At 46.9% G+C, this 25,570-nt stretch carries 22 protein-coding genes and 2 pseudogenes; 13 read left to right on the top strand and 11 right to left on the bottom strand.

Translation table 11 applies throughout. The annotated features are described in order from the left end of the window. Positions 1–197 precede the first annotated feature (197 nt). Complete coding sequence (locus EJO50_RS05330; RefSeq protein ID WP_125972175.1) at positions 198–995, bottom strand: outer membrane protein OmpK; 798 nt, start codon at positions 993–995, stop codon at positions 198–200. Between the two features lie 498 nt (positions 996–1,493). On the opposite strand from EJO50_RS05330, the gene purT reads away from it, so the two are divergent. The 3 genes from purT to EJO50_RS05315 all read left to right on the top strand — a co-directional run bounded on the left by purT (position 1,494) and on the right by EJO50_RS05315 (position 4,969). Continuing rightward, positions 1,494–2,690 (top strand): formate-dependent phosphoribosylglycinamide formyltransferase, encoded by a 1,197-nt coding sequence (purT, locus tag EJO50_RS05325; protein WP_125972173.1) that lies wholly within the window; start codon positions 1,494–1,496, stop codon positions 2,688–2,690. 3 nt (positions 2,691–2,693) lie between these two features. After that, on the top strand, positions 2,694–3,083 hold the full coding sequence (locus EJO50_RS05320) for a group II truncated hemoglobin (protein ID WP_125972171.1): 390 nt from the start codon (positions 2,694–2,696) through the stop codon (positions 3,081–3,083). Positions 3,084–3,337: 254 nt separating this feature from the next. Then, entirely contained in the window at positions 3,338–4,969 is a 1,632-nt protein-coding gene (locus tag EJO50_RS05315) for a methyl-accepting chemotaxis protein (RefSeq protein ID WP_125972169.1), read from the top strand. 78 nt (positions 4,970–5,047) lie between these two features. Here the strand turns inward: EJO50_RS05315 and EJO50_RS05310 are convergent, their stop codons facing one another. After that, complete coding sequence (locus EJO50_RS05310) at positions 5,048–5,245, bottom strand: DUF3460 family protein (RefSeq protein WP_206434456.1); 198 nt, start codon at positions 5,243–5,245, stop codon at positions 5,048–5,050. 33 nt (positions 5,246–5,278) lie between these two features. Then, positions 5,279–6,055: an inositol monophosphatase family protein gene (locus EJO50_RS05305; protein WP_125972166.1), complete on the bottom strand. Its 777-nt coding sequence runs from the start codon at positions 6,053–6,055 to the stop codon at positions 5,279–5,281. A 346-nt stretch (positions 6,056–6,401) separates the two neighbouring features. Between EJO50_RS05305 and bfr (EJO50_RS05300) the strand changes: the two genes are divergently transcribed. The 3 genes from bfr (EJO50_RS05300) to EJO50_RS05290 all read left to right on the top strand — a co-directional run bounded on the left by bfr (EJO50_RS05300) (position 6,402) and on the right by EJO50_RS05290 (position 8,637). Further along, entirely contained in the window at positions 6,402–6,872 is a 471-nt protein-coding gene (gene bfr / locus EJO50_RS05300) for a bacterioferritin (RefSeq protein WP_125972164.1), read from the top strand. 11 nt (positions 6,873–6,883) lie between these two features. Next, a complete protein-coding gene (gene bfr, locus EJO50_RS05295) occupies positions 6,884–7,351 on the top strand; it encodes a bacterioferritin (protein WP_125972162.1) in 468 nt (155 codons plus the stop codon). A 221-nt stretch (positions 7,352–7,572) separates the two neighbouring features. Beyond that, a complete protein-coding gene (locus tag EJO50_RS05290; RefSeq protein WP_125972160.1) occupies positions 7,573–8,637 on the top strand; it encodes a GGDEF domain-containing protein in 1,065 nt (354 codons plus the stop codon). A 103-nt stretch (positions 8,638–8,740) separates the two neighbouring features. Here the strand turns inward: EJO50_RS05290 and dut are convergent. Next, positions 8,741–9,189, bottom strand: a pseudogene (dut, locus tag EJO50_RS05285) (dUTP diphosphatase). Between the two features lie 4 nt (positions 9,190–9,193). Next, entirely contained in the window at positions 9,194–10,375 is a 1,182-nt protein-coding gene (gene coaBC / locus EJO50_RS05280; protein ID WP_125972158.1) for a bifunctional phosphopantothenoylcysteine decarboxylase/phosphopantothenate--cysteine ligase CoaBC, read from the bottom strand. 255 nt (positions 10,376–10,630) lie between these two features. On the opposite strand from coaBC, the gene radC reads away from it, so the two are divergent. The 5 genes from radC (at position 10,631) to EJO50_RS05255 (ending at position 15,738) form a co-directional block, all read left to right on the top strand. Continuing rightward, positions 10,631–11,305, top strand: coding sequence for a RadC family protein (radC, locus tag EJO50_RS05275; protein WP_125972156.1), 675 nt, complete (start codon positions 10,631–10,633; stop codon positions 11,303–11,305). A 358-nt stretch (positions 11,306–11,663) separates the two neighbouring features. Next, a complete protein-coding gene (locus EJO50_RS05270; protein WP_125972154.1) occupies positions 11,664–12,866 on the top strand; it encodes a branched-chain amino acid ABC transporter substrate-binding protein in 1,203 nt (400 codons plus the stop codon). Positions 12,867–13,015: 149 nt separating this feature from the next. After that, positions 13,016–13,843, top strand: a complete 828-nt coding sequence (locus EJO50_RS05265; protein WP_164521435.1) for an HDOD domain-containing protein — start codon at positions 13,016–13,018, stop codon at positions 13,841–13,843. Between the two features lie 253 nt (positions 13,844–14,096). Continuing rightward, entirely contained in the window at positions 14,097–14,843 is a 747-nt protein-coding gene (locus EJO50_RS05260) for a basic amino acid ABC transporter substrate-binding protein (RefSeq protein ID WP_125972150.1), read from the top strand. A 94-nt stretch (positions 14,844–14,937) separates the two neighbouring features. Then, positions 14,938–15,738: an amino acid ABC transporter permease gene (locus EJO50_RS05255; protein ID WP_125972148.1), complete on the top strand. Its 801-nt coding sequence runs from the start codon at positions 14,938–14,940 to the stop codon at positions 15,736–15,738. A 99-nt stretch (positions 15,739–15,837) separates the two neighbouring features. On the opposite strand, the gene EJO50_RS05250 is transcribed toward EJO50_RS05255, so the two are convergent. The 4 genes from EJO50_RS05250 to EJO50_RS05235 form a co-directional block, all read right to left on the bottom strand. After that, entirely contained in the window at positions 15,838–18,024 is a 2,187-nt protein-coding gene (locus EJO50_RS05250; RefSeq protein WP_125972146.1) for a primosomal protein N', read from the bottom strand. Between the two features lie 292 nt (positions 18,025–18,316). Continuing rightward, a complete protein-coding gene (gene hemE / locus EJO50_RS05245) occupies positions 18,317–19,390 on the bottom strand; it encodes a uroporphyrinogen decarboxylase (protein ID WP_125972144.1) in 1,074 nt (357 codons plus the stop codon). A 105-nt stretch (positions 19,391–19,495) separates the two neighbouring features. Then, a complete protein-coding gene (locus EJO50_RS05240) occupies positions 19,496–19,873 on the bottom strand; it encodes a hypothetical protein (RefSeq protein ID WP_125972142.1) in 378 nt (125 codons plus the stop codon). Beyond that, a complete protein-coding gene (locus tag EJO50_RS05235) occupies positions 19,870–21,555 on the bottom strand; it encodes a glutamine--tRNA ligase/YqeY domain fusion protein (RefSeq protein WP_125972140.1) in 1,686 nt (561 codons plus the stop codon). The genes EJO50_RS05240 and EJO50_RS05235 overlap by 4 nt, the downstream gene beginning before the upstream one ends. 203 nt (positions 21,556–21,758) lie before the next feature. Here EJO50_RS05235 and EJO50_RS05230 point away from each other — a divergent pair, with 203 nt between their 5' ends. Beyond that, entirely contained in the window at positions 21,759–22,817 is a 1,059-nt protein-coding gene (locus EJO50_RS05230) for an ABC transporter substrate-binding protein (RefSeq protein WP_125972138.1), read from the top strand. Between the two features lie 114 nt (positions 22,818–22,931). After that, a complete protein-coding gene (locus EJO50_RS05225; protein WP_125972136.1) occupies positions 22,932–23,336 on the top strand; it encodes a hypothetical protein in 405 nt (134 codons plus the stop codon). Positions 23,337–23,592: 256 nt separating this feature from the next. Here the strand turns inward: EJO50_RS05225 and EJO50_RS05220 are convergent. Together EJO50_RS05220 and upp are read right to left on the bottom strand one after the other, a co-directional pair. Beyond that, positions 23,593–24,812: pseudogene (locus EJO50_RS05220) on the bottom strand (uracil-xanthine permease family protein). 77 nt (positions 24,813–24,889) lie between these two features. Beyond that, the gene (gene upp / locus EJO50_RS05215; protein WP_125972134.1) at positions 24,890–25,519 is read right to left on the bottom strand and encodes a uracil phosphoribosyltransferase; all 630 of its coding nucleotides are present in this window, start codon (positions 25,517–25,519) and stop codon (positions 24,890–24,892) included. Positions 25,520–25,570 lie beyond the last annotated feature (51 nt).

Below are 25,570 nucleotides of genomic sequence, written 5' to 3'. Positions count from 1 at the left end.
CGTTGGCTCTTTTGAGCAAAAAGAGAGCGAGCTGTTTTTTTATATTCAAAAGCCATACAGACAAAAACTGCCCCTGTTTTAATAGGTGTGTTTGATTACACCAATCACACCCTTAATATTCAAAGCCATCAACGAAGAAAATAGACGCATAAAAAAAACCCGCCAGAGCGGGTTTTTTTATCAAAACTCAATATCAATTAAAAATTATATTTAGCCGTATAAATCATGGCATTTTGGTATGAAGCAGAGCCTAATTTTTGGTCCGCGTAGCGATATTGCAAACCAGTTGTGAATTCCTTGCTGACATTCCACCAAAGAGAAACTGCGCCATTCTGGCCTGTCGAATCCCCCTTGGTCACGCCTCCCGCCGGGCTGCCCATCATCAGAAATTTATCGCTACGATTAAATTCTGTTTCATGCCATTGCGTCGCCATAAAGGACTGACCAAACATCTGGAAGCTATAGCCTGCAACATAACCTGCCATCATGCCATTGCCATGTGCGCCAATATTTTTATCCAGCTGCTGATGTGCACCCAGAAACAGTTTAATCCAGAAATTGCCACTGGAAAAACTGGTCCCCAAGCCTAAAACGCGATTCTGCGTAAAGAAACCTGTACCCGGGTCACGTAAATCATAAATATGCACATAAGCCTGCACAGGCACAGAGCCCAGATGAGTCATGTTAAAGCGTCCAACAGCCTTAACTACATAGCGGCGGTTATTTCGCGAATCCGACTCGCTCTTTGCTTTGCTTGGGTTTTCGATATCAAAAAAGCCATAAGCCTCGCCCCAATCGCCACCAAAGCCTCCTTCTACTTCCAAAAGGGCGAAATCTTTCTTCCCTGCAAACGCACCTGCATTAGTACGATCTTCAGTACCACTGGACCAATCCAGCCAGTTCACGCTCACATTTTTGAAAGACCAGTCATTTGCAGCAAATGCAGCGGGAGTAGCCAGGATGCTGGCAGCAACTAAAATATTGCGAAGTTTCATATTAAGCTCATCATTTGATTATTTAATTCGGTAGAAATCTGCAACCATTCTTCCCTAACCGGCCAGGAGAGGGCAGCATAACGAGTTTATTTACGCTAGTAAATGAAATATATTTAATGAGCAGACTAATAGATTTAAACAGTAATATTATTGATTAAACTTAAGAAAGTTGTTCTGACCCGAAAGATGAGGATTGCAACTGTCATTTTTATATTCAAAATAGACACACAATAAACAAATACCCCTACGGATTAATATTTAAACAGCAAAATGCCCACCTATTAAACACCATTAAATAAATAATAATTACTACGTAATAGAATCACCAACCAAACATCCAGCAATTTAATTAGTTTTTTTATGCCTTTTAACCTAAAAGGCAAGCACACAGTAAATATCCTAGTAAGAAAAACCAATCAAAGGTTCAGGGTCAGGCCCAACGGTGCCACTAGGCCCATGTTAAAATTCGCCATATTCACCTTTGCTCGGGAAAATCTTATGCATATCGGCACACCTCTTTCACCCTCCGCTACTAAAGTCATGCTGTTAGGCAGCGGTGAGCTGGGTAAGGAAGTCATTATCGCCTTACAGAAACTAGGCGTTGAAGTAATTGCAGTGGATCGCTACGCGAACGCCCCCGGCATGCAGGTAGCGCATCGCAGCCATGTCATCGATATGACAGACCCCGCTGCACTGCGCGCCTTGGTGGAGCTAGAACGCCCGCATTTAATCGTGCCCGAAATCGAAGCCATTGCAACATCCGAGCTTATGGAGATCGAAGCCGATGGCCTTGCCACAGTAATCCCGAACGCCCGTGCCACCCATCTCACCATGAATCGCGAAGGCATTCGTCGCTTAGCCGCTGAAGAGCTGAGCTTGCCAACTTCCAGCTACCAGTTCGCCTCATCCCTAAATGAAATGCGCGCCGCCGTTGATGCCATCGGACTTCCTTGCCTGATTAAGCCGGTCATGTCATCTTCCGGCAAAGGCCAGTCCTTTGTTCATGATGCCACAGAAATCGATGCGGCATGGGAATGCGCCGCCAGTAGCAGTCGTGTCAATCAGGGCCGCGTCATCGTAGAGGGCTTTGTGGATTTTGAATACGAAATCACCCTACTTACCGTGCGGGCATTAGGCCCCTCTGGCAAAATTGAAACTTTTTTCTGCGACCCTATCGGCCATATCCAGAAAAATGGTGATTATATAGAAAGCTGGCAACCACAGCCGATGCGCCCGTTGGCCCTAAAACGCGCCCGCGATATTGCCCAAAAGATCACCAATAATTTAGGTGGTCGTGGCTTATTTGGTGTTGAGCTCTTTGTAAAAGGGGACGAAGTTTGGTTCTCCGAAGTCAGCCCACGCCCGCACGATACCGGCCTTGTTACCCTGGCCAGTCAGCGCTTCTCAGAATTTGAACTCCACGCCCGTGCTATTTTAATGTTGCCAATTGATGCCACACTGCGGGAACCTGCAGCCAGCGCCGTAATCTATGGCGGCATGGAAGAAACCGGTATTGCCTTTAAAGGCTTAGAACAGGCTTTAGCTATACCCCGGGCTGATTTACGCCTGTTTGGCAAACCAGAAAGCTTTGCCCGTCGCCGTATGGGTGTAGCACTCGCAGCAGGAGCCAGCCCCGATGAAGCACGTAGCCGCGCCAGACTTGCGGCCAGCCTTGTTAAACCTGTTAAGGAATAAGCAATGCAAGAAGTAGCAGAAATGACGCCCTACCACTTATTGGGTGGCGATGCAGTATTACGTCAATTAGTTGATCGCTTTTACGACATCATGAATAGCGACCCGCGTGCCAGCTCTATTCGCGCCATGCACCACGAGGACAGCACGCTCATTCGCGATAAATTATTCGATTTTTTATCTGGCTGGCTAGGCGGACCACAGCGCTTCATGGAAAAATATGGCCACCCTATGTTGCGTGCGCGTCATATGCCTTTTGCTATTAGCGAAGACGAGCGGGATCAATGGCTAATGTGCATGTTTCAAGCCATGGAAGAAATCCCTATGGAAAACACATTACGAGATCATTTAGAAGATGCATTTTTCCGTACAGCTGACTTTATGCGTAATAAATAGATACTTTATAAAATAAAGAAGTATAAAAATACTGACGTATTTTGTAATTATATTAGACACTGCAATTAACACCTGATTGACCTTATGCGTAACTCCAAATACCGTATCCAAATAATTGGATACGGTATTTTTTTGCTCACTTGAATTACAAGTAGCACCCCAAACTAATTATTTATTCATTTATAACGCTTTCTACTAGCAATACGCTAAATCAACTCTACAATCCATAACAAAGCTTCCTTTTGGAGAATCCCATGCTATCTAAATTTACAATTGCCGCAAGGCTGGTAGGAGGCTTTGCTCTACTCCTGCTTTTGCTCATCAGCGTGGGTGCTCTTGGGCTTTGGGGCCTTAATCGACAAGCCAGTCTTACAGAAAATATGCTGCAGCGTGATTTAAACTACTCACTTGACCTACTTGAAGCTCGTCATCAGGTTACAGATTTAAGACGATATGAAAAAGATATTTTTTTAAATTTTGAAAACATCGAAAAAGTTAAAGAATACGATCAAAAATGGCATGCTGCCCTTGAAAAAGCCAATATAGCCATCAAAGATGGCTCTGCCAACGCCGATGCTGAAGATTTACAAAAACTAAGTGAACTATCTCAACATCTAAAAACCTACTCCGAAGGTTTTAACAATATATCTAATGAGGTAAAATCCAAAAAATATGAAAGAGCATCAGAAATAAATGCTGAATTTTCCAAATATAAAGAGCCTATTCGCTCTATGCAAGAGAGCCTCACACATTTAGCAGATGAAGCCATCAATAAAGCAAAAAAGATGGAAAAAACACTCAGCCAAATTACTAAAACAACAATCAATACATCGATTATATTGATGTTTATTGCTGTACTCATTGGTATTGCCAGCGCTCTGATTATTATTCATAGCATTCGCAGACCACTCTCCGCATTACAAGCTGTTATTAGCGAAATAGATCAAACGGGTAATTTGGCACTCAGGCTTAACCAGTCCGGGATAGATGAAATCAGCCAGTCTTCTGCAGTTATCAATCGCTTACTCATCAATATGAGTAAAGTAATTAGCGAATCCCGTAAAAACTCCAGCCAGCTACTCAGCTCTGCCGAAATGCTCTCGTCTGCAGCAAAACAGATGACAGACTCATCTCACGTACAATCCTCTGCATCCAGTGCGACAGCGGCTGCGGTTGAAGAATTATCAGTAAGTGTGAATATGATTTCATCCAGCGCAGAAGGGCTAAATTCCGAAGCCAGACAAGGTGCATCAACAGCGGCTGAAGGCGCAATTTCTGCCAACCGCACTGCCAATGAAATTCGCCAGATTGCCGAAAATATAAATAGCTCTGCAGCCGTAATTGATCAGCTAAATCAGCGCTCGGGTGAAATTGGCAGCATTGTGATGGTTATTAAAGATATTGCGGATCAGACCAACTTACTGGCTCTCAATGCAGCAATTGAAGCTGCCCGTGCAGGTGATTTAGGCCGAGGCTTTGCCGTTGTTGCCGATGAAGTCAGGAAACTGGCCGAAAGAACGACCCAGGCCACCACCGAAATTACCAGCAAAATTGAAGCAGTACAAAGAGACACCAGCACTGCATCTGAAGGCATGCAGCACGCCAGCAAGATGGTTGAAAGCGGAGTGCGCAACACCCAAAGTGTCGCAGAATCTCTGGCGAACCTGGAACAGCAATCCAAAAATACGGTTAGCGATATCGCCCAGATGGCCGATGCGATCAGTGAGCAAAGCTCTGCCAGCCAGGATATTGCCAACAATATTGAAAAAATCGCCCAGGCTAGCGAACAAAATCATACAACCGCAAGCAGCACCAGTGAACTATCCGAAGAACTTCGCCAGATTGCTATCACCCTGAACACTATAATCAGCCAATATCACACCTGATTTCAACCGAAATATGTATAAAAAAAACACCGCTATTTCAATACATAGCGGTGTTTTTTATTTACTAATTATCGTAACTTAATTAGTTTGGTAGGGATAAGGCTTTTGCTGCACTTTAGATGCTATAGCGCGTAAATGCTCATCCAGATCCAGTGGTGCTTTATCCCACAAAAGTGCACGCCCCTCAAGCTGGCCCTGAGCAACCTCCGGGTTTTTCACCAAATAGTCATCCATAAACAAGGTAAAATCAGAAACGTACTGTGTGTTCTTAAACATGGCAATCCACGTTAGATGTGACGAATAAGCTCATTATACCGCGTTCAGCAGAAATGGCAGCGCTGCTGCGTGTAATACCGGGTTAGCCGCAGCCAGAACCCGCCCCTCACTATGAATATCCAACGCCCTGCCCTGCCAGTCTGTCATCCGCCCGCCTGCACCGTTCACCACAGGAGCCAACGCTGCAAAATCATGCAATTTCAGGCCTTCTTCCACAACCAGCTCCAGCCAGCCGCTAGCAACCTGTGCATACAAATAGCCATCACCTCCATAAGTAGTAAATCGGCACTGCTCGGACAAACGAGCAAAACCCGCAGCTCCCACATCCAGGTACTGCGGCCCAGTGGTTCCCAGCCTTGCCGAGTGCAACTGCTCAATTTGATTGACCACGACCCGCTCACCGTTAAACCACGCGCCTTGCCCTGTAATCCCCAGCCAGCGCTCATTTTGAATCGGCTGATTAATCACGCCCAGCACCGGCTTACCATGGTGCAGCAGGCCAATAAGAGTAACAAATAATGCCCGCCCTACCGTAAACGACTTGGTGCCATCAATCGGATCTAACACCCACAACCATTCCGCATTTTCACGCTCACGGCCAAACTCTTCGCCAATAATGCCGTCTTGAGGTCGTATTTTTTGAATCAGCTCGCGCATTACCTGCTCGGCTTCTTTGTCAGCAATCGTTACAGGGCTACGGTCATTTTTATCATCGATAGCTAAAGAGCCTCGAAAATAAGGGCGTATAATCACGCCACTGGCATCTGCCAATTGATGTGCCAGTGCAATAATTTCATCAGGCAATATCATAAGTGCTCCTATAGACCACGATTATCTTCAGCAAAAAATAACATAAATAGCCAACAAATAATAATAGTTTTTATTCCTTATACATATTTCAGATATTTATCATTACAACCAGACTTTTTAATGATTATTCATTAACACAGCAAAATAGTAAGAACTATTCCTAATAAAAAATACAAAAGATTCAATGGTAAAATATGGAGGAATCATAAATACTAATAGAATAAACAGCAGATAAATCATGAACAGTAATTTTGAATTCCCACATAGTTAGAAGGGTGTTAAAACTGACAAATGTCCCTGCCAGTCATAAATTGTAAAGCTGGACCAGCCACAAGGAAAATACAAAATGCAAGGTAGCAAACTCGTACTGAGCTCACTCAATAGCGTACTAGGCAATGAATTAATTGCTATCAACCAATTCTTCTTACACGCGCGCATGTATCGTAACTGGGGCTTAAAAAAACTGAATGATGCCGTTTACCATGAATCAATTGATGCAATGAAGCGGGCAGACCAGCTTATTACACGCATTCTAATGCTGGAAGGCCTGCCAAATTTGCAGCAACTGGGTAAATTATACATAGGTGAAAATACGCCAGAAATGCTGGAATGCGATTTAAAACTGGTCAGTGCCCACCTTAGCACTTTGCGCCAAGCGATTGAAACCTGCGAGCTTGAACAAGACTATGTCTCACGCGACATTCTGGAAGATCTGCTCGAAGAGGAAGAAGAATATGTTGATTGGCTGGAAACCCAGGCCGAACTGCAGGCTTCCCTGGGTTTAGCAAATTACCTCCAATCACAAATCGACGCATAAGGAATATCACCATGCAAGGCAAACAAAATGTAATCGCAGCCCTGAAAGAGCTGCTGGTAACTGAACTCACCTCCGTTGACCAATACTTTGTACATAGCCAGATGTATCATAACTGGGGCTATAGCAAGCTTTTTGAGCGCATTGATCACGAACGTCAGGATGAAATTGGCCATTCATCCCTGCTGATTGCACGCATTTTATTCCTGGGCGGCATACCAGATGTTGCCGGGCGAGATGCCTTACGAATCGGTTCTGATGTCCCCTCTATGCTACAAAATGATCTACTGACCGAATACGATGTCGCCAGCGCGCTCAAACGGGTAATCGCCATTTGTGAGCAAGAACAAGATTATGTCAGCCGTAATATGCTGGTTAAGCTATTGGATGATACCGAACAGGACCACGCACACTGGCTGGAGCAACAACTTGGCTTAATTAAAGCCATTAGCCTAGCTAATTACCTGCAAACACAAATGTAAAATCTTTTGTAAAATAAAAAAGGCCATTCATTTTATTAATTAATGAGTGGCTTTTTTTTATCTGACTAACCCCTAATAAATCAATCCTTATCATACTCACCGATCTAAAAAAGATTTCACCATCCACCTGCCTCTTGCCAATAAACAGACAATGAAATATCAGGCATCAGCTATAAAAAAACTTACTTGAAAAAATCCACACCGCCAACGGGAGTATTGTCATGCCTCTCAAGCCTTTTATTATGCTAGATGCAATGGCCAACCTCACCAGCTTAGATGATAGAGATGCGCTGTTAATCAGCCTGGGCATAAGCTTGCAGGAAATTTTTGATTTGGAGCAAGTCGACTTTTACCATTGCCATCTCCAGACAGAACAAACACAAACAATCTGGCAAATCAAAAAAACTTTAAGTCTTAGCAACGGATTGATTCAACAAGCCTGGCAATGGCGGGCACACAATACACTCAATAGTAACTCCGCCGATTTCGACCCGCTTCTTAAAAGTACTTTACTTGACTCAAAAAATATCACTGAAATAACCCACTTTCGCCTGGTGCGCTGCCTCAAAGTAAACAACCAACCCCATCTTTTAATCGACTGTCAGGGTAAGCGAGCCTTTAAGCAACAGGATTTACGAGCGATGCAGGGTATGACACGCATTTATGAAAATCATATATCCCTGCTCAAATATAGTGAAACAGATACCCTGACAGGGTTACTCAATCGAAAAACGCTGGAGCGCCAATTCCAAAAAATCATGGGCTCACAAGAGGAAGCCCCCTGCTCCAACCTTCACGGAATCCCTCCCTCGGAAGGAAGTGAGCGCCGCCGTCAACATGAGGACGACGCCTATTTTTTAGCCGTCATGGACATTGACCACTTTAAACGTATCAATGATCAGTTTGGCCATATTTACGGTGATGAAGTCCTTCTGCTAATTGCACAGCTCATGCAGGCGAGCTTTCGCAGCTGCGATTATTTATTTCGCTTTGGCGGAGAAGAATTTGTCGTTTTAATGGGGCCACAAATGGAAAGCAGTGCTCTTTTTGCCGTGGAGCGCTTTCGTGAAAGAGTAGCACGCATGCAATTTCCACAGGTAGGCCAGGTCACCATTAGCATCGGTTTTACCCGTCTCCTTCACTCCGAAGTACTCAGCACCGTGCTTGGGCGGGCTGATGAAGCGCTGTATCAATCCAAAAGTAATGGCCGCAATAAAGTCACTATCGCTCCTGTTGACACCCTGAACATTCATCGCCCCGCCAATGGAAGCGTTGAGCTGTTTTAAGTACACCCACTCCTTGTAAGCAGTAATTGAGCAAATTAAAAACGCAAAACGGGGACAAAGCCCCCGTATCGTTTGTGTGACAAAACTACTTCTACTTTCCATATTAATGCTTACCTGTACTTCCAAACCCCCTTCACCACGATCTGAATCTGCAAACTCCTCGACCAGATTAAACTCTACCTGTACCACGGGCACAATCACCAGCTGCGCAATGCGCTCCATAGGCTGAATGGTGAAAGGCACCTGGCTGCGATTCCATACCGAGACAAAAATTTGCCCCTGGTAATCTGAATCAATCAGGCCCACCAGATTACCCAACACAATCCCATGCTTATGCCCAAGCCCCGAGCGTGGCAAAATCATGGCTGCAAGGCCTGGATTATCCAGATGCAGCGCCATACCCGTTGGCACAAGTTGAGTTACACCAGGAGCCAGCTCCATCGGCATATCAAGACAGGCACGTAAATCCAGCCCAGCCGAGCCTTTGGTAGCATATTGCGGCAGGTTTTCTTGCAACCGGCCATCTAAAATCTTTACGTCTATCCGAGACATTTTCTTACCTTTTTTGATAAAGCCGTGCGATATGGGCAATCAAACGGCGCGCAACATCAAGCTTGGGGGCACGTGTTAATCGCGTTTCACCATCATCATCAAGCAAAATAATTTCATTTTCATCAGAACCCATTGCATTTTGCACTAAATTAGCCGCCAGCAGAGGCAGCTTTTTGCGCTTGCGCTTCGCTTCTGCATATTCCAGCAGATTTTCGGATTCCGCAGCAAAACCTACACAAAATGGAGGATGATCCCGTGCGGTAATATTGGCCAGAATATCCGGGTTGGGGCCAAGTTCCAGAGTCAGGATGTGCGCATCTTTCTTAATTTTTTGCTCGGAGGGGTTAAGCACATAGTAATCAGAAACAGCAGCCACACTAATAAAGATGTCAGTGTCTTCTACTTCGGCATTCACGGCCTGCAACATTTCCTCTGCACTCACCACATCAATACGGCGGCAGCCCAGCGGCTCTGGCAAAGCGGTTTCACCTGACACCAGAACTACATCTGCGCCAGACTCCCAAGCTGCACGGGCAATGGCATAGCCCATTTTACCTGAGCTGCTGTTAGTAATGCCGCGTACGGCGTCGATCCGCTCGAAAGTGGGCCCAGCAGTGATCAAGACCCGTTTACCAGCCAGCAATTTCAACTGAAAAAAAGCATCGATATGCTGCAGCAGCACTTCTGGCTCCAGCATCCGGCCAAGACCTATTTCACCACAGGCCTGCTCCCCCTCGCCAGGCCCCAGAATATGTACACCATCAGAAATCAGCTGCGCCACATTGCGCTGATTCGGCGGGTTTTCCCACATTTGCCGATTCATGGCAGGCGCTAATAAAAGCGGACAGTCTCTGGCTGCCACCAGGGTTGACAACAAATCATCGGCAAAACCATTAGCAACTTTCGCCATAAAATCAGCAGTAGCCGGGGCCACCACAATGGCATGAGCACCGCGGGTTAAATCAATGTGCGCCATATTATTTGGCGCTCGCCCATCCCATAAATCAACAAAAACCGGGCGCCCCGATACGGCCTGAAATGTCACGGGCCCAACAAACTTTGTTGCAGCTTCGGTCATGACCACCTGAACTTCATAAGACGCTTTTGTTAATAAGCGTACCAGCTCAACTGATTTATACGCGGCAACGCCACCGGTTACTCCAAGTACGATGCGTTTTTGGCTCATTGCTAAGCGCTCTCTTCAATAGGACACAAACAATAGTTTAACTGAGGATAGACCATGGTAAGTACTGTTGAATTAATGAGTAAGCCGATGCAAAGTATTGCAAATCAATATTTGATGCATTCTGACACCTGAACATACAGACTCAGCCCCCCCTAGGCTGGGCTTTATACCATCTGTACCGCCAAACAACAGACCCCCCGCCATGCTGACGCCTGCCACCTAAACTACAGACAACAATCTATAAGCAGCTAAAGCATGGCAATCACCGACTGGCCCGAAGACGAGCGCCCCAGAGAAAAACTACTTGCCCATGGAGCAGAAAATCTGAGTGATGCCGAACTGCTGGCGCTTTTTTTGCGCGTTGGGGTAAAAGGCAAAAGCGCAGTGGATCTGTCCCGGGATTTGCTGCTGCATTTTGGCTCTTTACAAGCACTATTTCATGCACCGCACAATGCACTTTGTCAGGTTCACGGCATGGGCTCCGCCAAATACTGCCAGCTACAGGCTGTTTTAGAAATGTCCAAGCGAGCCCTGCAAGAAGAGCTTCGCCAGACAGATGCATTTACCTCGCCAGCAGCTGTGAAAGCTTTTTTGAAACTACGCCTTCGCAGCCTGGATCACGAAGAATTTCATGCGCTATTTTTAAACACAGCCCATCAGTTAATTAGTGCTGAAACATTATTTAAAGGATCATTATCCGAGACTCGGATTTACCCGCGTGAAGTAGCAAGGCGAGCTTTAACCTTAAATGCTGCAGCCGTGATCGTCGCGCACAATCATCCATCCGGCAGCCCGCAAGCATCAGATGCAGATATTCACATTACCCAGCAGTTGCGCAATACTTTGGAAACGATCGACGTAACCCTGCTTGATCACTGCATTATTGCCGCGCACCAGGTAATCTCAATGGCAGAACTGGGGCTCCTATGAACAGACCATACATGAAGTTGCTGCGTTTTAACGCAGAACATCCCGCTCCGGCAACAAAGATTTCCCCCTCTCGCAGCCCCAAAAATCGGGCTCATTTTTCATCTAAAGCGATGCTCAATGAAGTAATCCAGTCTTCAAAAATGCGTAAAAGAAGACAGCATTAACGATCTCTGACACACCGGTCAAGCCATTTAATCTTCACAAAATCTTAATCTGACGGAGGTAAGCGGAGCTGTTGCGCCTTAGATACAGCTCCTCTCTGTTTGCAGAAATTCAATTGCGATGTCAATACCGAATAGCCTCTAATAAGGCAGGCATCAGCCTGCTGAAACCATAATTCACACCAAGGAATAAAGACATGACTATTGCACGTTACAGCCTTATCGCGGCTGCCATTCTGGCTCTTGGCGCTTGTGGTAAACAGGAACCCCCCAAAGAAATGGCCAGCCAGGCCGCTACAGTAACAGCCCCTCCCGTAGCTGGCAGCGATACAGTAAAAATTGCTCACTCAGCCCCGCTTACCGGCAATAATGCACACTTTGGCAAAGACAACGAAAATGGCACACGCATGGCTATTGATGAAATCAATGCCGAAGGCGGTGCTGATATTGCGGGGAAAAAAGTTAAATTTGAACTGGTTTCCGAAGACGATCAGGCCGATCCTAAAACGGCCACAACCGTAGCCCAGCGCTTTGTCGACATGAAAGTTGTCGGCATTATTGGCCATATGAACTCTGGCACGACCATTCCCGCATCCAAGATTTATGCGGATGCAGGAATTCCGCAAATTTCCCCGTCAGCCACCGCCGTTGCTTACACAGCACAAGGCTTTAAATCAGCTTTTCGCGTGATGAGTAATGATGCTCAGCAGGGAAAAGTACTTGGTGACTTTGCCGTTAAAAAACTAGCCGCTAAAAAAATAGCCATTATTGATGACCGCACGGCTTATGGCCAAGGTTTGGCAGATGAGTTTGAAAAAGCCGCCAAAGCAGCTGGGGCCGAAGTCGTTAAACGAGAATTTACCACCAATCAAGAAACAGACTTTAATGCGATTCTGACCAGCATTAAGGGTGCAAAACCCGATCTCGTCTTTTATGGCGGCATGGATGCACAAGCTGCCCCCCTTAAAAAGCAAGCTAAAAAACTAGGTATTGCCGCAAAAATAATGGGGGGAGATGGCACACAAACTCCTGAGTTTATTAAACTAGCAGGTGCAGATTCTGAAGGCATGGTATCTTCGAGCCCCGGTCAATCTAAAGAAAGCATGCCGGGCGGCACCGAATTTTTAACAAAATTCAAAGCAAAGTTTGGTGTAGACGTTAACCTCTATGCTCCTTACAATTACGATGCAACTAAAGTCATGATTGAAGCCATGAAAAAAGCAGGTTCCGTTGATCCTGCAAAATACCTGCCTGAATTGCAAAAGATCGAATACAAAGGTGTAACAGGCACCATTAGCTTTGATGAAAAGGGTGATATTAAAAACGGCCCGATCACGGTCTATCAAGTGAAAGGTGGCAAGTGGGAAGTCATCGAAGTCGTTGCAGGTGAAGCTAAGTAAGCGTCATAATGACGTAATCTAAAAAGGCGACCCTAGCGTCGCCTTTTTATTAAACGACAGTCTTGGATTCGCTAGCGGATAGCCCTGCCTTGAACTAGGATAAAAACGGCATTCGCATAGAAATGCACGCAATACGGGAGAGTAACACCATGAAACTTGAAGAAGTTTTCGAACAAACGCACAAGCTGCCGACTATACCCAAGGTTGTTCAAGAACTCATTGATAGCTTTAGCAAAGATGATATTGATATCGAGACCATTGCAAAAAAAATTTCGCTCGACCAGGTTATTACCGCAAAAGTACTTCGCCTGGCTAACTCCGCCCACTTTGGCGCATCCAGACAAATTGCATCTGTAAACGAAGCAGTAGTTGTCCTTGGGTTTAACACTGTCCGAACCTTAGTAGTTGCCTCCGGTGTTACAGGCGCATTTATTACAACCCCTGGCTTTGATCGTAAGCGTTTTTGGAAACATAGTCTGCGCGTGGCCACGCTGGCTAAATGGCTTTCCAAGCATGCCAAATATAATGGTGAAATCGCCTTTACCACTGGCATGATTCACAGTATTGGCGAAATGCTTATTCATATCGTGGCACCCGAATTAGCAGCAAAAATTGATCAATATGTAGAAAATGGCGCTGCAGATCGTGTAGCGCTGGAAACTAATAATATTGGCTTTGATTATGTTATGGTGGGGGAAGAGCTTGCCCGCCGCTGGAATTTCCCGATTGAAATTCAAATGGCTGTTAAATACCAAAATATACCAAATGATCAACAGCCCAGCTCCAAATTAAGCCATCTGTTGCACCTTGCCTTGCTACTGACCCAAAATGAAAAAAACAGCGCAGACGTACAGAAACTGGCCGCCAGCCTGCCCGCATTATCACTCGACGCTCTGGCCCTTGATATTGAGACCTTGAATGCTCAGCTTATTGAAATTAAAGACCTCACCTGTGGCATGGAAGAAATGATGGGCTAAAACCTGCTCAGTAAAATGATTATGACATTAAAAAAACCGGTATATTTGCCGGTTTTTTTAATGCAACATCTCGCATTAAGCCTGTTAATTCAATAACCTGGCACCCAACAAGTATTTCTATTTAATCAAAAAAAACTTTGTGTTTAAAATGCGGGATTAGCCTGATATTCAAATCATAGGGCAGCACTTAGTCTTGCTTTACCGAATGCTTAAAGCCAGAGAATCGGTCCCCCCCCCAAAGCGGAGATACAACATGTTCAGCAAAAAAAATATAATTCTATTGCTCGCCAGTACCACGCTGCTCGTTACTCCTGCATATGCTGCAAAAGCTTACCAGGTTGCCACCGATGCCGCTTATGCACCGTTTGAATCTGTAAATGAGAAAAAAGAAATTGTCGGTTTTGACATAGACATCATTAAAGCAGTTGCACTCAAAGCAGGTATAGACATTCAGCTACACAATACCCCCTGGGAAGGTATTTTTGCGACGCTTAGCTCTGGTGATCGTGATTTAGTCGTCTCTGCCGTCACCATTACACCGGAACGCAAACAAAGCATGGATTTTTCTGATCCATATTTTGAAGCCAAGCAACTAATTGCAATTGGCAAAAAAAGCACCATAAGCAACTTTACGGCATTGAAAGAAAAAAAAGTAGGCGTTCAAACGGGTACAACCGGTGATGAAGTCGTTCAAAAGCTACTCGGCAAAACCAGCTCGAATATCAAACGCTTTGAATCTACGCCACTAGCCCTTAAAGAATTACTAAATGGCGGTGTAGATGCTGTCGTTGCCGACAATGGCGTCGTTATTAATTTCATGACTAATAATAAATCATCAAGTCTCAAAACCATTGACGATGTAACTTTCGCAAAAGAATACTATGGATTCGCTGTAAAGAAAGGTAATAAAGAACTATTAGAAAAACTAAACAAAGGTATCGCTGCAATTAAAGCTGATGGTACTTACGACAAAATCCATAAGAAATACTTCGGTAGTTAAGCTTAATCCTTTAAAATCGCATTAATCTCTTTCAGATGCGCAAGCCTGCTGGGCTTGCGTTTTTTTATTCCGTAACCATGAATATGGCATGACAATGGATTTCATTACATTTTGGCAACAAATACAAACAGCCGTTCCCATTCTTTCTAATTTTCAATTACAAGTTGTCTGGGAATATCGCTCACTCTTTATTGATGGCATGAAGATGACCATCGGCATTACCCTGATTGCGGTTGTCTTTGGTACATTAATTGGCTTATTTGCGGGAATGGCCCGCCTTGCCGACGTCAAACACGGCCTATGGAAATACCCGGTCCGCTTTTTAGTCCGCTGGCCCTCTTCTGCCTATGTCACATTTTTCCGCGGCACGCCTTTATTTGTGCAAATTCTACTCACCCACTTTGCCGTCATGCCAATGCTAGTGCATCCCTCTGATGGCCTGCTTATCAGTGGGGATCTGGCCTCCACACTTCGCCAGGACTACGGCGCATTTATGTCTGGCCTTGTGGCGCTCACCCTGAATGCCGGCGCTTATATCACCGAGATCTTCCGTGCAGGGATTCAGTCGATAGCCAAAGGCCAATTTGAAGCATCCCGCTCCCTGGGTATGAATTACTGGCAAACCATGCGTTTTGTGATTATCCCGCAAGCCTTCCGACGCATGCTGCCACCACTAGGCAATGAAGCCATTATGCTGCTCAAAGACAGCTCGCTGGTATCTGCCATTGGTTTAGCCGAGCTGGCTTACGCCGCCAGAACAGTCGCTGGTGCGTATTCTCGCTACTGGGAGCCTTACCTCACCATCTCGTTCCTCTACCTGATTCTTACCCTGCTGATGGCTGCAGGTGTAAACAAACTGGAGAAACACTTTCAGGCCAGCGGCGGCATTCACTAGTGCCCTGGCCAATGCAAAAGCCTTCCAGCGATGGAAGGCTTTTTTTTGCCTTAAAAAAACCGACATAAATACATGGCTTTCTGTGTTTTAGTTTCACGACTACATCTCAATCGGATCTACATCCAGAATGCAGCGTACTTTATTATTGCGGACCTCCAGCATGGGCGCAATCCGTTTTAAGGCGTTCACCAAGGGATGACGTGTGTCACTCATCACCAGCAGCTGCCAGCGCTCCATCCCTGCCTTACGCTGCATGGTGGCAGCAATCGGATCAAACATCTGTACGCCTGCCGCATCAGCAAGCAGAGCTTGCAATTGCTGCAAAAATGCCTTAGCCAGCGCTCCCTCTTCTGCCTCGGCACGTAATAGTGCATAAGCTGCAAAAGGCGGCAGCTGCATGCTACGACGCTCATCCAGCTGAGCATCCGCAAAGGCCGCATAATCCTGCGCCAGCAACTGACCATAAAACGGGTGATCATGATAGCCGGTCTGAATCAGCACCCGCCCTTGCGTGCCTGCCCGCCCCGCACGCCCAGCTACTTGCAAGAGCTGGGCATACATACGCTCTTCTCCGCGAAAATCGACACTGAACAAACCCGCATCAGCATTTAATACCACCACCAGATTAAGCGCCGGAAAATCATGCCCCTTGGCCATCATTTGCGTGCCCACCAGCAAATTGGCCTCGCCCGCACTTACCTGGCGCAGCATTTCCTGCAGGCTACCTTTGCGCCTTGTATTGTCTCTATCGATACGTAAGATTTTGGCATCAGGGAACAATGTTTCTAAAGCGGCTTCAATCCGCTGTGTTCCCTGCCCAAGCGGACGTATATCCTGATTACCGCAATCCGGGCAAGCCGTCGGAATCATTTGCTCGTCACCGCAGTGATGGCAGCGCAAACGGCGCTCTTTTAAATGCAGCACCAGCTTGGCCGAACAGCGCTTACATTCACCCAGCCAGCCGCATTCACCGCAAGAGAGCACCGGCGCATAGCCGCGACGGTTAATAAACACCAGCACCTGCTGACCCGCCGCCAAATGGTCACGCATGATGTTTAAAGTAGCCTGATGCAGACCTTCCACCACCTTGGCGCGATGCATGGGAATAATTTCGATTATAGGGGGCATTGCGCCGCCCACAGCGCGGTGTTGCAAAGTAATCAGGCGATAGCGCCCCGAACGGGCGTTGTGCCAGGTTTCCAGTGCCGGTGTGGCCGAGCCGAGCACAATCGGCACTTGCCGCTGATGCGCCCGATACACAGCGGCATCACGCGCCGAATAGCGCAGGCCTTCTTGCTGCTTAAACGAGGCGTCGTGTTCTTCATCCACCACGATCATTCCCAAGCGCGGCATAGGTGTAAACACAGCCAGACGCGTGCCAAGCACAATATGCGCCTCGCCCCGGCTGGCAGACAGCCAATTGAGCACCCTTTCTTTATCACTGAGGCCACTATGCAAGGCCACAATGCGGGCCGTGGGAAAGCGCGCTCTGAAACGCGCTTCCAATTGAGGCGTCAGGTTGATCTCCGGCACCAGCACCAAAGCTTGCTGTCCTCGTGCAAGGCAAGCGGCGATGGTTTGCAAATAGACTTCGGTCTTGCCACTACCGGTAATTCCAAACAGCAAAAAGGCAGCAAAAGCAGCATGGCTGCCATCAATCGCGGCAATGGCTGCGGCCTGCTCGGCATTCGCCTCGGCAGCCCCTGCGGGCAAGGGAATCACATCAGGCAACGTTTCTGTAAAAGCCACCCAGCCCGCTTCCATCCAATTCTTCAGCCATTTACTCGCACTGGGAGATGCCGCGGCCAACTCGGCACGTGCCATAGGCTGCGCCAGCATCAGGGCCAATTGTTTTTGGGCCGTCGCGCGGGCAGACAAGCTTTGTAATAAGGCATTTAAATCGGTGGCTTGATAAACGCCACTGGGCTCTGGCGGCACAAAGACCTTAGGCTGGCGCAGCGCAACCGGCAGCGCAGTGGCCAGAACTTGCCCTAAGGGATGGCCGTAATACTCGGCACAAAAACGGCCAAGCGCCAGTACATCCTCAGGCAAGGGCGGCATATCATTGGGCAAAGCAACGACCGGGCGTATTTTGCTGCTATCAAACTGCGTTTCACTCGCCACCCCCAGTACCACCCCCGCCAAGCGGCGCGGGCCGAAGGGCACAATCACCCGCGCCCCGATCTTTGGCAAAGACGCTTCAATGCAGCGGTATTCAAAAAGGCGTGTAAGCGGAACATCGAGCGCCACTGAAACGTAGCAGCATTTTTTTAATACTCCGGTCATAAACGCCCTGCAGATATAAGCAAAACAAGACTACCCACAGATTATGTGGATAACTTTGTGGATTAACTGAAGATAAGTGCACAAACCCCAATAAAATCGGGGATATGCTTAGCTTGCCTATTTTTTGAACTTTAAATTAATTACTTTAAAATCAATGAGTTACAAAAACACGCAACAAACAATTAATTTATCTTTAATACTTGACAAGTCGCACTTAGTAATCATGCACGTTGTGTATAACTCGGGCTTATATTTAAAAATCATGAGAAAACAAAGAATATAAGCCCTTGTTTTACTTGTGAATTTGATGATATTTTTGAGATAGATTATGCACACTATCCACCAGAGTGGTTACATGATCAGGGTTAGTAAATTGTGAAATACCATGGCCCAGATTAAATACATGTCCCTCTCCTTCACCAAAACTTGCCAGTAAGCGATCAACTTCAGACTCGATTGCAGCGGGATTGGCAAACAACGCATTCGGATCAAAATTACCCTGCAAAGCCACTTTATCACCGATACGGCGACGTGCATCAGCCAGATCAACAGTCCAATCCAGCCCTACTGCATCGCAACCACTATTAGCGATATCTTCCAGCCACAGACCACCACCCTTGGTAAACACAATCACCGGCACTTTACGCCCGTCATGCTCACGCTTAAGGCCGGCAATCACCTGCTTCATATAATTGAGCGAAAATTCCTGATACTTGCCATAGGCCAAAGCACCTCCCCAGGTATCAAAAATCTGCACTGCCTGAGCGCCTGCTTCAATTTGCGCATTCAGATAATCAATCACAGTGCGGGCATTCACATCCAGGATATGGTGCAAGAGATCAGGCCGATCATAAAGCATGGTTTTAACACGGCTAAATGTTGCAGAGCCTGCGCCTTCGATCATATAGCAAGCAAGAGTGAACGGACTGCCCGAGAAACCGATCAGGGGTACACGGCCATTTAAAGCCTTACGGATAGATGACACCGCATCGGTCACATAACGCAGCTCAGTGCCTACATCTGGCACGGTCAGCGCCAGAATATCGCGCTCGTCCCGCAGTGGCCGCTCAAACTTCGGGCCTTCCCCTTCTGCAAAATACAAACCCAGGCCCATGGCATCAGGCACGGTCAGGATATCGCTGAATAAAATTGCAGCATCAAGCGGATAGCGCTCCAGCGGCTGCAAGGTCACTTCGGTGGCAAGCTCAGTATTTTTGCACAGCTGCAAAAAAGATCCGGCCACTTTGCGGGTAGCGCAGTACTCGGGCAAATAACGCCCGGCCTGGCGCATCAGCCAGACCGGTGTGTAGGGCACAGGCTCACGACATAGTGCACGCAAAAAAGTATCGTTTTGTAATTGACTCATTAAGTAACTTTCCTTTTTAAGCAAATAGCCCCTTATCCCGGGCTATTTGCTGAAAAGCGGGATGAAACAAATCATCCACAGAGATAACGCATACCATTCATAAGCTTAACGGCAAAGCTGTTTGGTATAACCCTTAACACCACGGCGACAGCTGTGATCTTGTTGCTGCTCGACAATCACCCAGGCCGTATCCACAAAAGCCATTTTAAGACGGTAGCGTTGGCTGTCCACGCTATCATCCATCAAGCCCCTCATTTCGACGCTCACTTGAGTCCGTGAAAAATCCTCCCCTTGCGAGCGCTGCCGGATATCTAAACGCTGATATTCAAACTGCCCGGCAGAGTTGCTGATTTTATCTTTCAAATAGGCCAAAGCCACTTGCACCGGATGCTGCCCTGCATCCCCCTGATAAAGTAAAGCAGGTGTCGCTGCAAACGCCGCACTACTACCCGCCAGCAAAATTACGGCCAGCCATTTGTTCACGCTGCGCTTTTCCACGTGTCTTTCAGTGTAACCGCGCGGTTGAAGACGATTTTTTCACCGGCAATATGGTCTTTGCGATCGGTGACAAAATAACCCAGACGCTCGAATTGATAGCGGGTTTCTGGTGCTAAATCGCGCGCTACGGGCTCTATATAGGCCGTAACAACTTCCAGTGACTCAGGGTTAATAAACTGGCGAAAATCTGCATACTCGCCATCCGCACCACGTACTGCATCCGGGCGTGCAGTCGTAAACAGTCGATCATAAAGCCGCACTTCGGCAGCCACAGCATGCTCTGCTGACAGCCAGTGAATTACACCTTTTACCTTACGTCCCACCGGATTTTGCCCCAGTGTCGCCATATCCAGACTGCATTTAAGTTCAATCACATTGCCCGCAGCGTCTTTAACGACTTCATCACACTTCATTACATAGGAGTAGCGCAAACGCACTTCACTACCCACAGTCAGACGTTGCCAGCCTGACGGCGGCACTTCGGCAAAATCATCCTGCTCCACCCAGATCTCGCGCGAGATAGGTACATTGCGCTCGCCAAACTCCGGATGTTGCGGGTGGTAAGGCGCAGTGCGGGCAGCAGTAACGCCTTCTTCGTAATTGGTCAGCGTCACTTTAAGCGGGCGAAGCACGGCCATAATGCGCGGGCAGCTGCCTTCCAATTGCTCACGCACTGCGCCTTCCAGAATACTTAGATCAACCACGTTCTCTGATTTGGACACACCCACTCGCTGGGCAAACAACTTAATGCCTTCAGGTGTATAACCGCGGCGACGCATACCAATCACAGTCGGCATGCGCGGATCATCCCAGCCTGACACCAGGCCTTCGTTCACCAGAGCTGCCAGCTTACGCTTGGAAGTCATGGTATACAGCAGCTCAAGACGCGAGAACTCGATCTGCTGTGGGTGACAATCAATCGTAATATTATCCAGCACCCAATCGTAAAGCGGGCGGTGATCAGCAAATTCGAGCGTACACAGGCTGTGGGTAATGCCTTCCAGCGCATCAGAAATACAATGGGTGTAATCATACATAGGGTAGATACACCATTGATCACCGGTACGGATATGGTGCGCACGCTTGATACGGTAAATCACCGGATCACGCAAATTCAAGTTTGGCGCAGCCATATCAATTTTAAGGCGCAACGTTTTACTGCCATCAGCAAATTCACCCGCTTTCATGCGGCGGAATAAATCCAGATTTTCTTCAATGGAACGATCACGGAAAGGGCTGTTTTTACCCGGCACCTCAAAATTGCCACGGTATTCACGCATTTGCTCGGCATTCAGCTCACACACAAAGGCCTTGCCCGCCAGGGTTAATTCTTCGGCGTAAGCATAAAGTTGATCAAAGTAATCAGCGGCATGCCGAATCTCACCCGCCCATTCAAAACCCAGCCATTTCACATCACTGGCAATAGCTTGCGCAAATTCTTCGTTTTCTTTTTCTGGATTGGTGTCATCCATGCGCAAATTGCACTGGCCCTGGTAATCCTGAGCGACTCCAAAATTCAGACAAATCGATTTGGCATGACCAACGTGCAAATAACCATTAGGCTCAGGCGGAAAACGCGTTTGAATGCAGGTATGCTTGCCGCTGGCAAGATCGCTCTCAATCGTGCTACGAATAAAATTACTTACAACCGGGGATTCATTACTCATGTCTGAATAGTTTTCTGTAGATACTTAGATACAGCCCATTCTACCGTAACCAAGTGCAGATAGGCATCTGGGCGTGTGCTTCAACAATGCGGCAATAAGCACTTACATGATATCTTTGCGCCTTTTTTAAACTCGATTTAATAAAAGAGTGCTTATTTAGACTCTAACCAAACCCCAAACTCACTCAATAGGAAACACACACCATGTGGAAATGGTTATTTTTAGGTTTTTTACTTCATGTATCCTGGGCAAATGCGACCGACAAATTATCGATTTATGTATGGAGCAACTCCATGCCCGCCAGTACCATCAAAGCCTTTGAAGCGCGCTGCCAATGCCGTGTCGAGCAAAGCTATTACGGCGACAACGAAGAGCTGCTTGCCAAGCTAGCTGCAGGAGCCAAGGGTTATGATCTGATTTTCCCCTCCACTTTTGTTCTGCCCGCGCTCATTGCCCCCAATAAACTACTTGCCCTCAATAAAAGTAAACTTCCCCATAGCAAAGATATTCTGCCTGCCTTTTTGCGTGTGCCCTACGACAACGACAATACCTATCACCAACCCTTTATGATTGGCGTAACGCTGCTGGGCTATAACGCAGAAAAACTGAAAGCAGCAGGTGTAGACCCCAGCAGCTGGGCCGCCATTTTCGACCCTGAACAACTCAAAAAAATAAAAAACAAGGTCACTGTTTTAGATAGCTCGCGCGAGTTATTTGCCGCAGCATTGATGTATTTGGGGAAAGATCCCAACTCAGGGAAACAAGAGGATTTAGCCGCAGCCAGCGATGTTATTCGCAAGGCAAAGCCCTATTGGGCCGCATTTAATAACGATAGCTATAGCCGTCAACTTGCCAGTGGCAATATCTGGCTGGCAATGGGCAATAGCTCAGATTTATTTCAGGCGCGCCGCGAAGTCAAAGAGACCAAACGTAAATTTCAGCTGGAGTTTGCCGCGCAAAAAGAAGGTAATGAATGGTGGATGGACACTGTCGCCATCATGAAAGACGCGCCAAGACCGGACCTTGCCCATCAATTTATTGATTTTCTGCTGGAAGGAAAAACGGCAGCGGCACAATCAAAAGCCAGTGGGGGGATCAGCCCTGTCAGTAGCGCCACACCTTTTTTAGACCCAGAGCTCAGCCAGCATCCTGTACTTAACCCTAAACCACAAGACTTTACCAAGTGGACCTTATTACGTGCATATGATGCGAAAGAGCGGCGCTTACTCAGCCGATACTGGACAGGCATTAAAGTGCGTTAATGACTGGATGTGCAAAATCAGCATGCCTGGCAAAACAATCATGCTGATTCACGCCAAACCCCAGCGTATAAATTAAGGATTGTCCCAATAAAGATACGATAGCCTTCAATAAAAATGCTGCACATCTCAAATGGCACGCCCCGAAATAAATTCAGTTCATCAAAAAAAACCATCAGTTTACAAGTAAATTGTTGTGCTGTTCTTCAGCCCTATTGTACAAACGAAAAAACACCAAATACTGTAGCTGCAAAAGTGAATCAAGAATTAGAAACCTTTTTTGAACAATATGACCAGGCTTATTCAAACTTAGATCCACACGCAACTTCATCCATGTTTGCTTTACCCTTTATGACCGTCCATCAAGGGCAGGGCACGGCCTGGGAAACAATGGATTTACGTCTTCCCGCAACAGCAGGCCTACTCAACTGGTTTAAACAGCAGGGCTTTATGGGTGCAAGCTATAAGATCGAAGATGTTCTTTATCTTGATGCTCATTTCGCCTCCGTTAAACTCATTTGATCAGTAACACGACTAGACGACGTTCCATGGCAAATGGCACCTGCTACCATGTCAGACGAGGCGAGAATGGCTGGAAAATCTACTGCGTAGTGCAATTTGACACTTTCCCCCAAATGGAAGAAAACGCCGATATAGAGATCAATCTTCGGCCTTACTAAAAACCCAGCATCATTGATTCCAAGCACTCGCAGTAAATGTCCAAACAGGTGTTTAATACTTCTGTCCGAGTGAATGCAACAACTCGCCTATCATCTGACTAAACAGCACTCTCTTGCTCAGCAGGTAGAAGTAAATTAATGGCAATAGCCAGCACACTAACCAAACCTACACCCGCCAGATTAAAATCACCAATTTTCAACATCAGGCCACCTATCCCGCAGGTCAGCACCACTGAGACAATCACTAAATTACGTGGCGCCATCAGGTTAACCTTAGCGTCTATCAACGTTTTCAAGCCAATACTGGCAATCGTACCAAACAGCAATACCATAATTCCGCCCATGACTGGCAGCGGAATTGACTGAAGTACCGCATTAAACTTGCCAAAGAAAGCCAGAATCACCGCCAGTACTGCAGCCCAGGTCATAATCACCGGATTAAAATTACGCGTAATCATCAGCGCGCCTGTGACTTCCGAGTACGTCGTAATAGGTGGGCCACCAATTAAACCTGCAAAGCACACACCAAACCCATCACCTGCCAGCGTGCGATGTAAGCCCGGTGTCTTGGTGTAATCGTCCCCGGTGACCTGCCCCACAGCCATCACCGCACCGATATGCTCGATCGTCGGTGCAATCGCAACCGGCAGCATAAATAAAGCCGCAGCCCAATTCACCTCCGGTTTGACAAAATGCGGCATGGCAAACCAGGGCGCCGCAACGATGGCCGTAAAATCAATGACCCCCAGAAAAATCGCTGCTACATAGCCAACCACCACGCCGGATAAAATTGGTACTAAGCGCAGCATACCACCGGCAAAGACTGAAACCACAATGGTTGTCCCCAGGGAAATGGCCGCCAAAAACAAGGAGGTATCATAAGCCACCAACTGCTTGCCCCCCCTAGCCCCATCGCCATACCAGAAGCGGCCACTGCAACAGACAAACCAATTACCATAATCACAGGACCAATTACCACCGGCGGTAATAGCTTATGAATAAAGCCCATACCACGCCATTTAATCAGACCTGCAATCACAAAATACATAAAGCCCGCTGCAAACAAACCAAACTGCGTAGCAGCCTGCCCCCAGGTGTGCATAGCAAAAATAATGGGGCCAATAAAGGCAAAAGAAGAGCCAAGAAAAATCGGCACTTTACGACCGGTAATCCACTGAAACACCAAAGTCCCTACGCCCGCCCCCAGCAAGGCCATTGCAGGATTTAAACCCGTTAACAAAGGCACCAGAACCAAAGCACCAAACGCCACAAATAGTATTTGCGCCCCGGACACAAATTGCTTTAAAGCAAACCACATAAATCCCGCCCCTGGAATAACTCAGATATAAAAATCCCCCTTCTTTGAGGGGGATGATTTAAAACTGGAAACACGGATTACTTTGTCGTACCAAAAATCTTATCGCCCGCATCACCCAGGCCCGGAATAATATAGCCTTGCTCATTTAAATGACTATCAAGCGAAGCGGCGACAATTTCTACATCAGGATGCGCATCATTCACCAGCTTCACGCCCTCTGGCGCAGCAACCATCACAATCGCTTTAATATCTTTACAACCATTACGCTTGAGCATATCAATCGTTGCAACCAGAGAGCCGCCTGTAGCGAGCATCGGATCAATAATCAACGCCAGCCGATCTTCAAGATTGCCCACAAATTTTTCAAAATAAGGCTCAGGCTGCAGTGTTTCTTCATTACGCGCCAACCCCACCACACTGATTTTTGCTGAAGGCACTAGATCCAGCACTCCATTAAGCATGCCAATCCCTGCTCGCAAAATCGGCACCACCGTCAGTTTTTTGCCCTTAACCTGCTGCACTTCGACAGGACCGCACCAACCCGCAATCATCGTTGATTCTAATGGTAAATCACGCGTTGCTTCATAAGCCAATAATCGTGCCAATTCTTCTGTGAGTAAGCGAAACTTGTTGGTACTTACATTCTCCGCACGCAATAGCGCCAGTTTATGTTGAACAAGAGGGTGTTTGACGACAGTAATCTGCATGGCGATGCCCAAAAAACTAAGATAAACGTTTCAGTGTAACGCTCCTTACAC

It is taken from the genome of Iodobacter ciconiae, assembly GCF_003952345.1.
Classification (GTDB): domain Bacteria; phylum Pseudomonadota; class Gammaproteobacteria; order Burkholderiales; family Chitinibacteraceae; genus Iodobacter; species Iodobacter ciconiae.
Note: the sequence above shows the minus strand (reverse complement) of the source record. Positions and strands in the feature narration are given on the sequence as shown.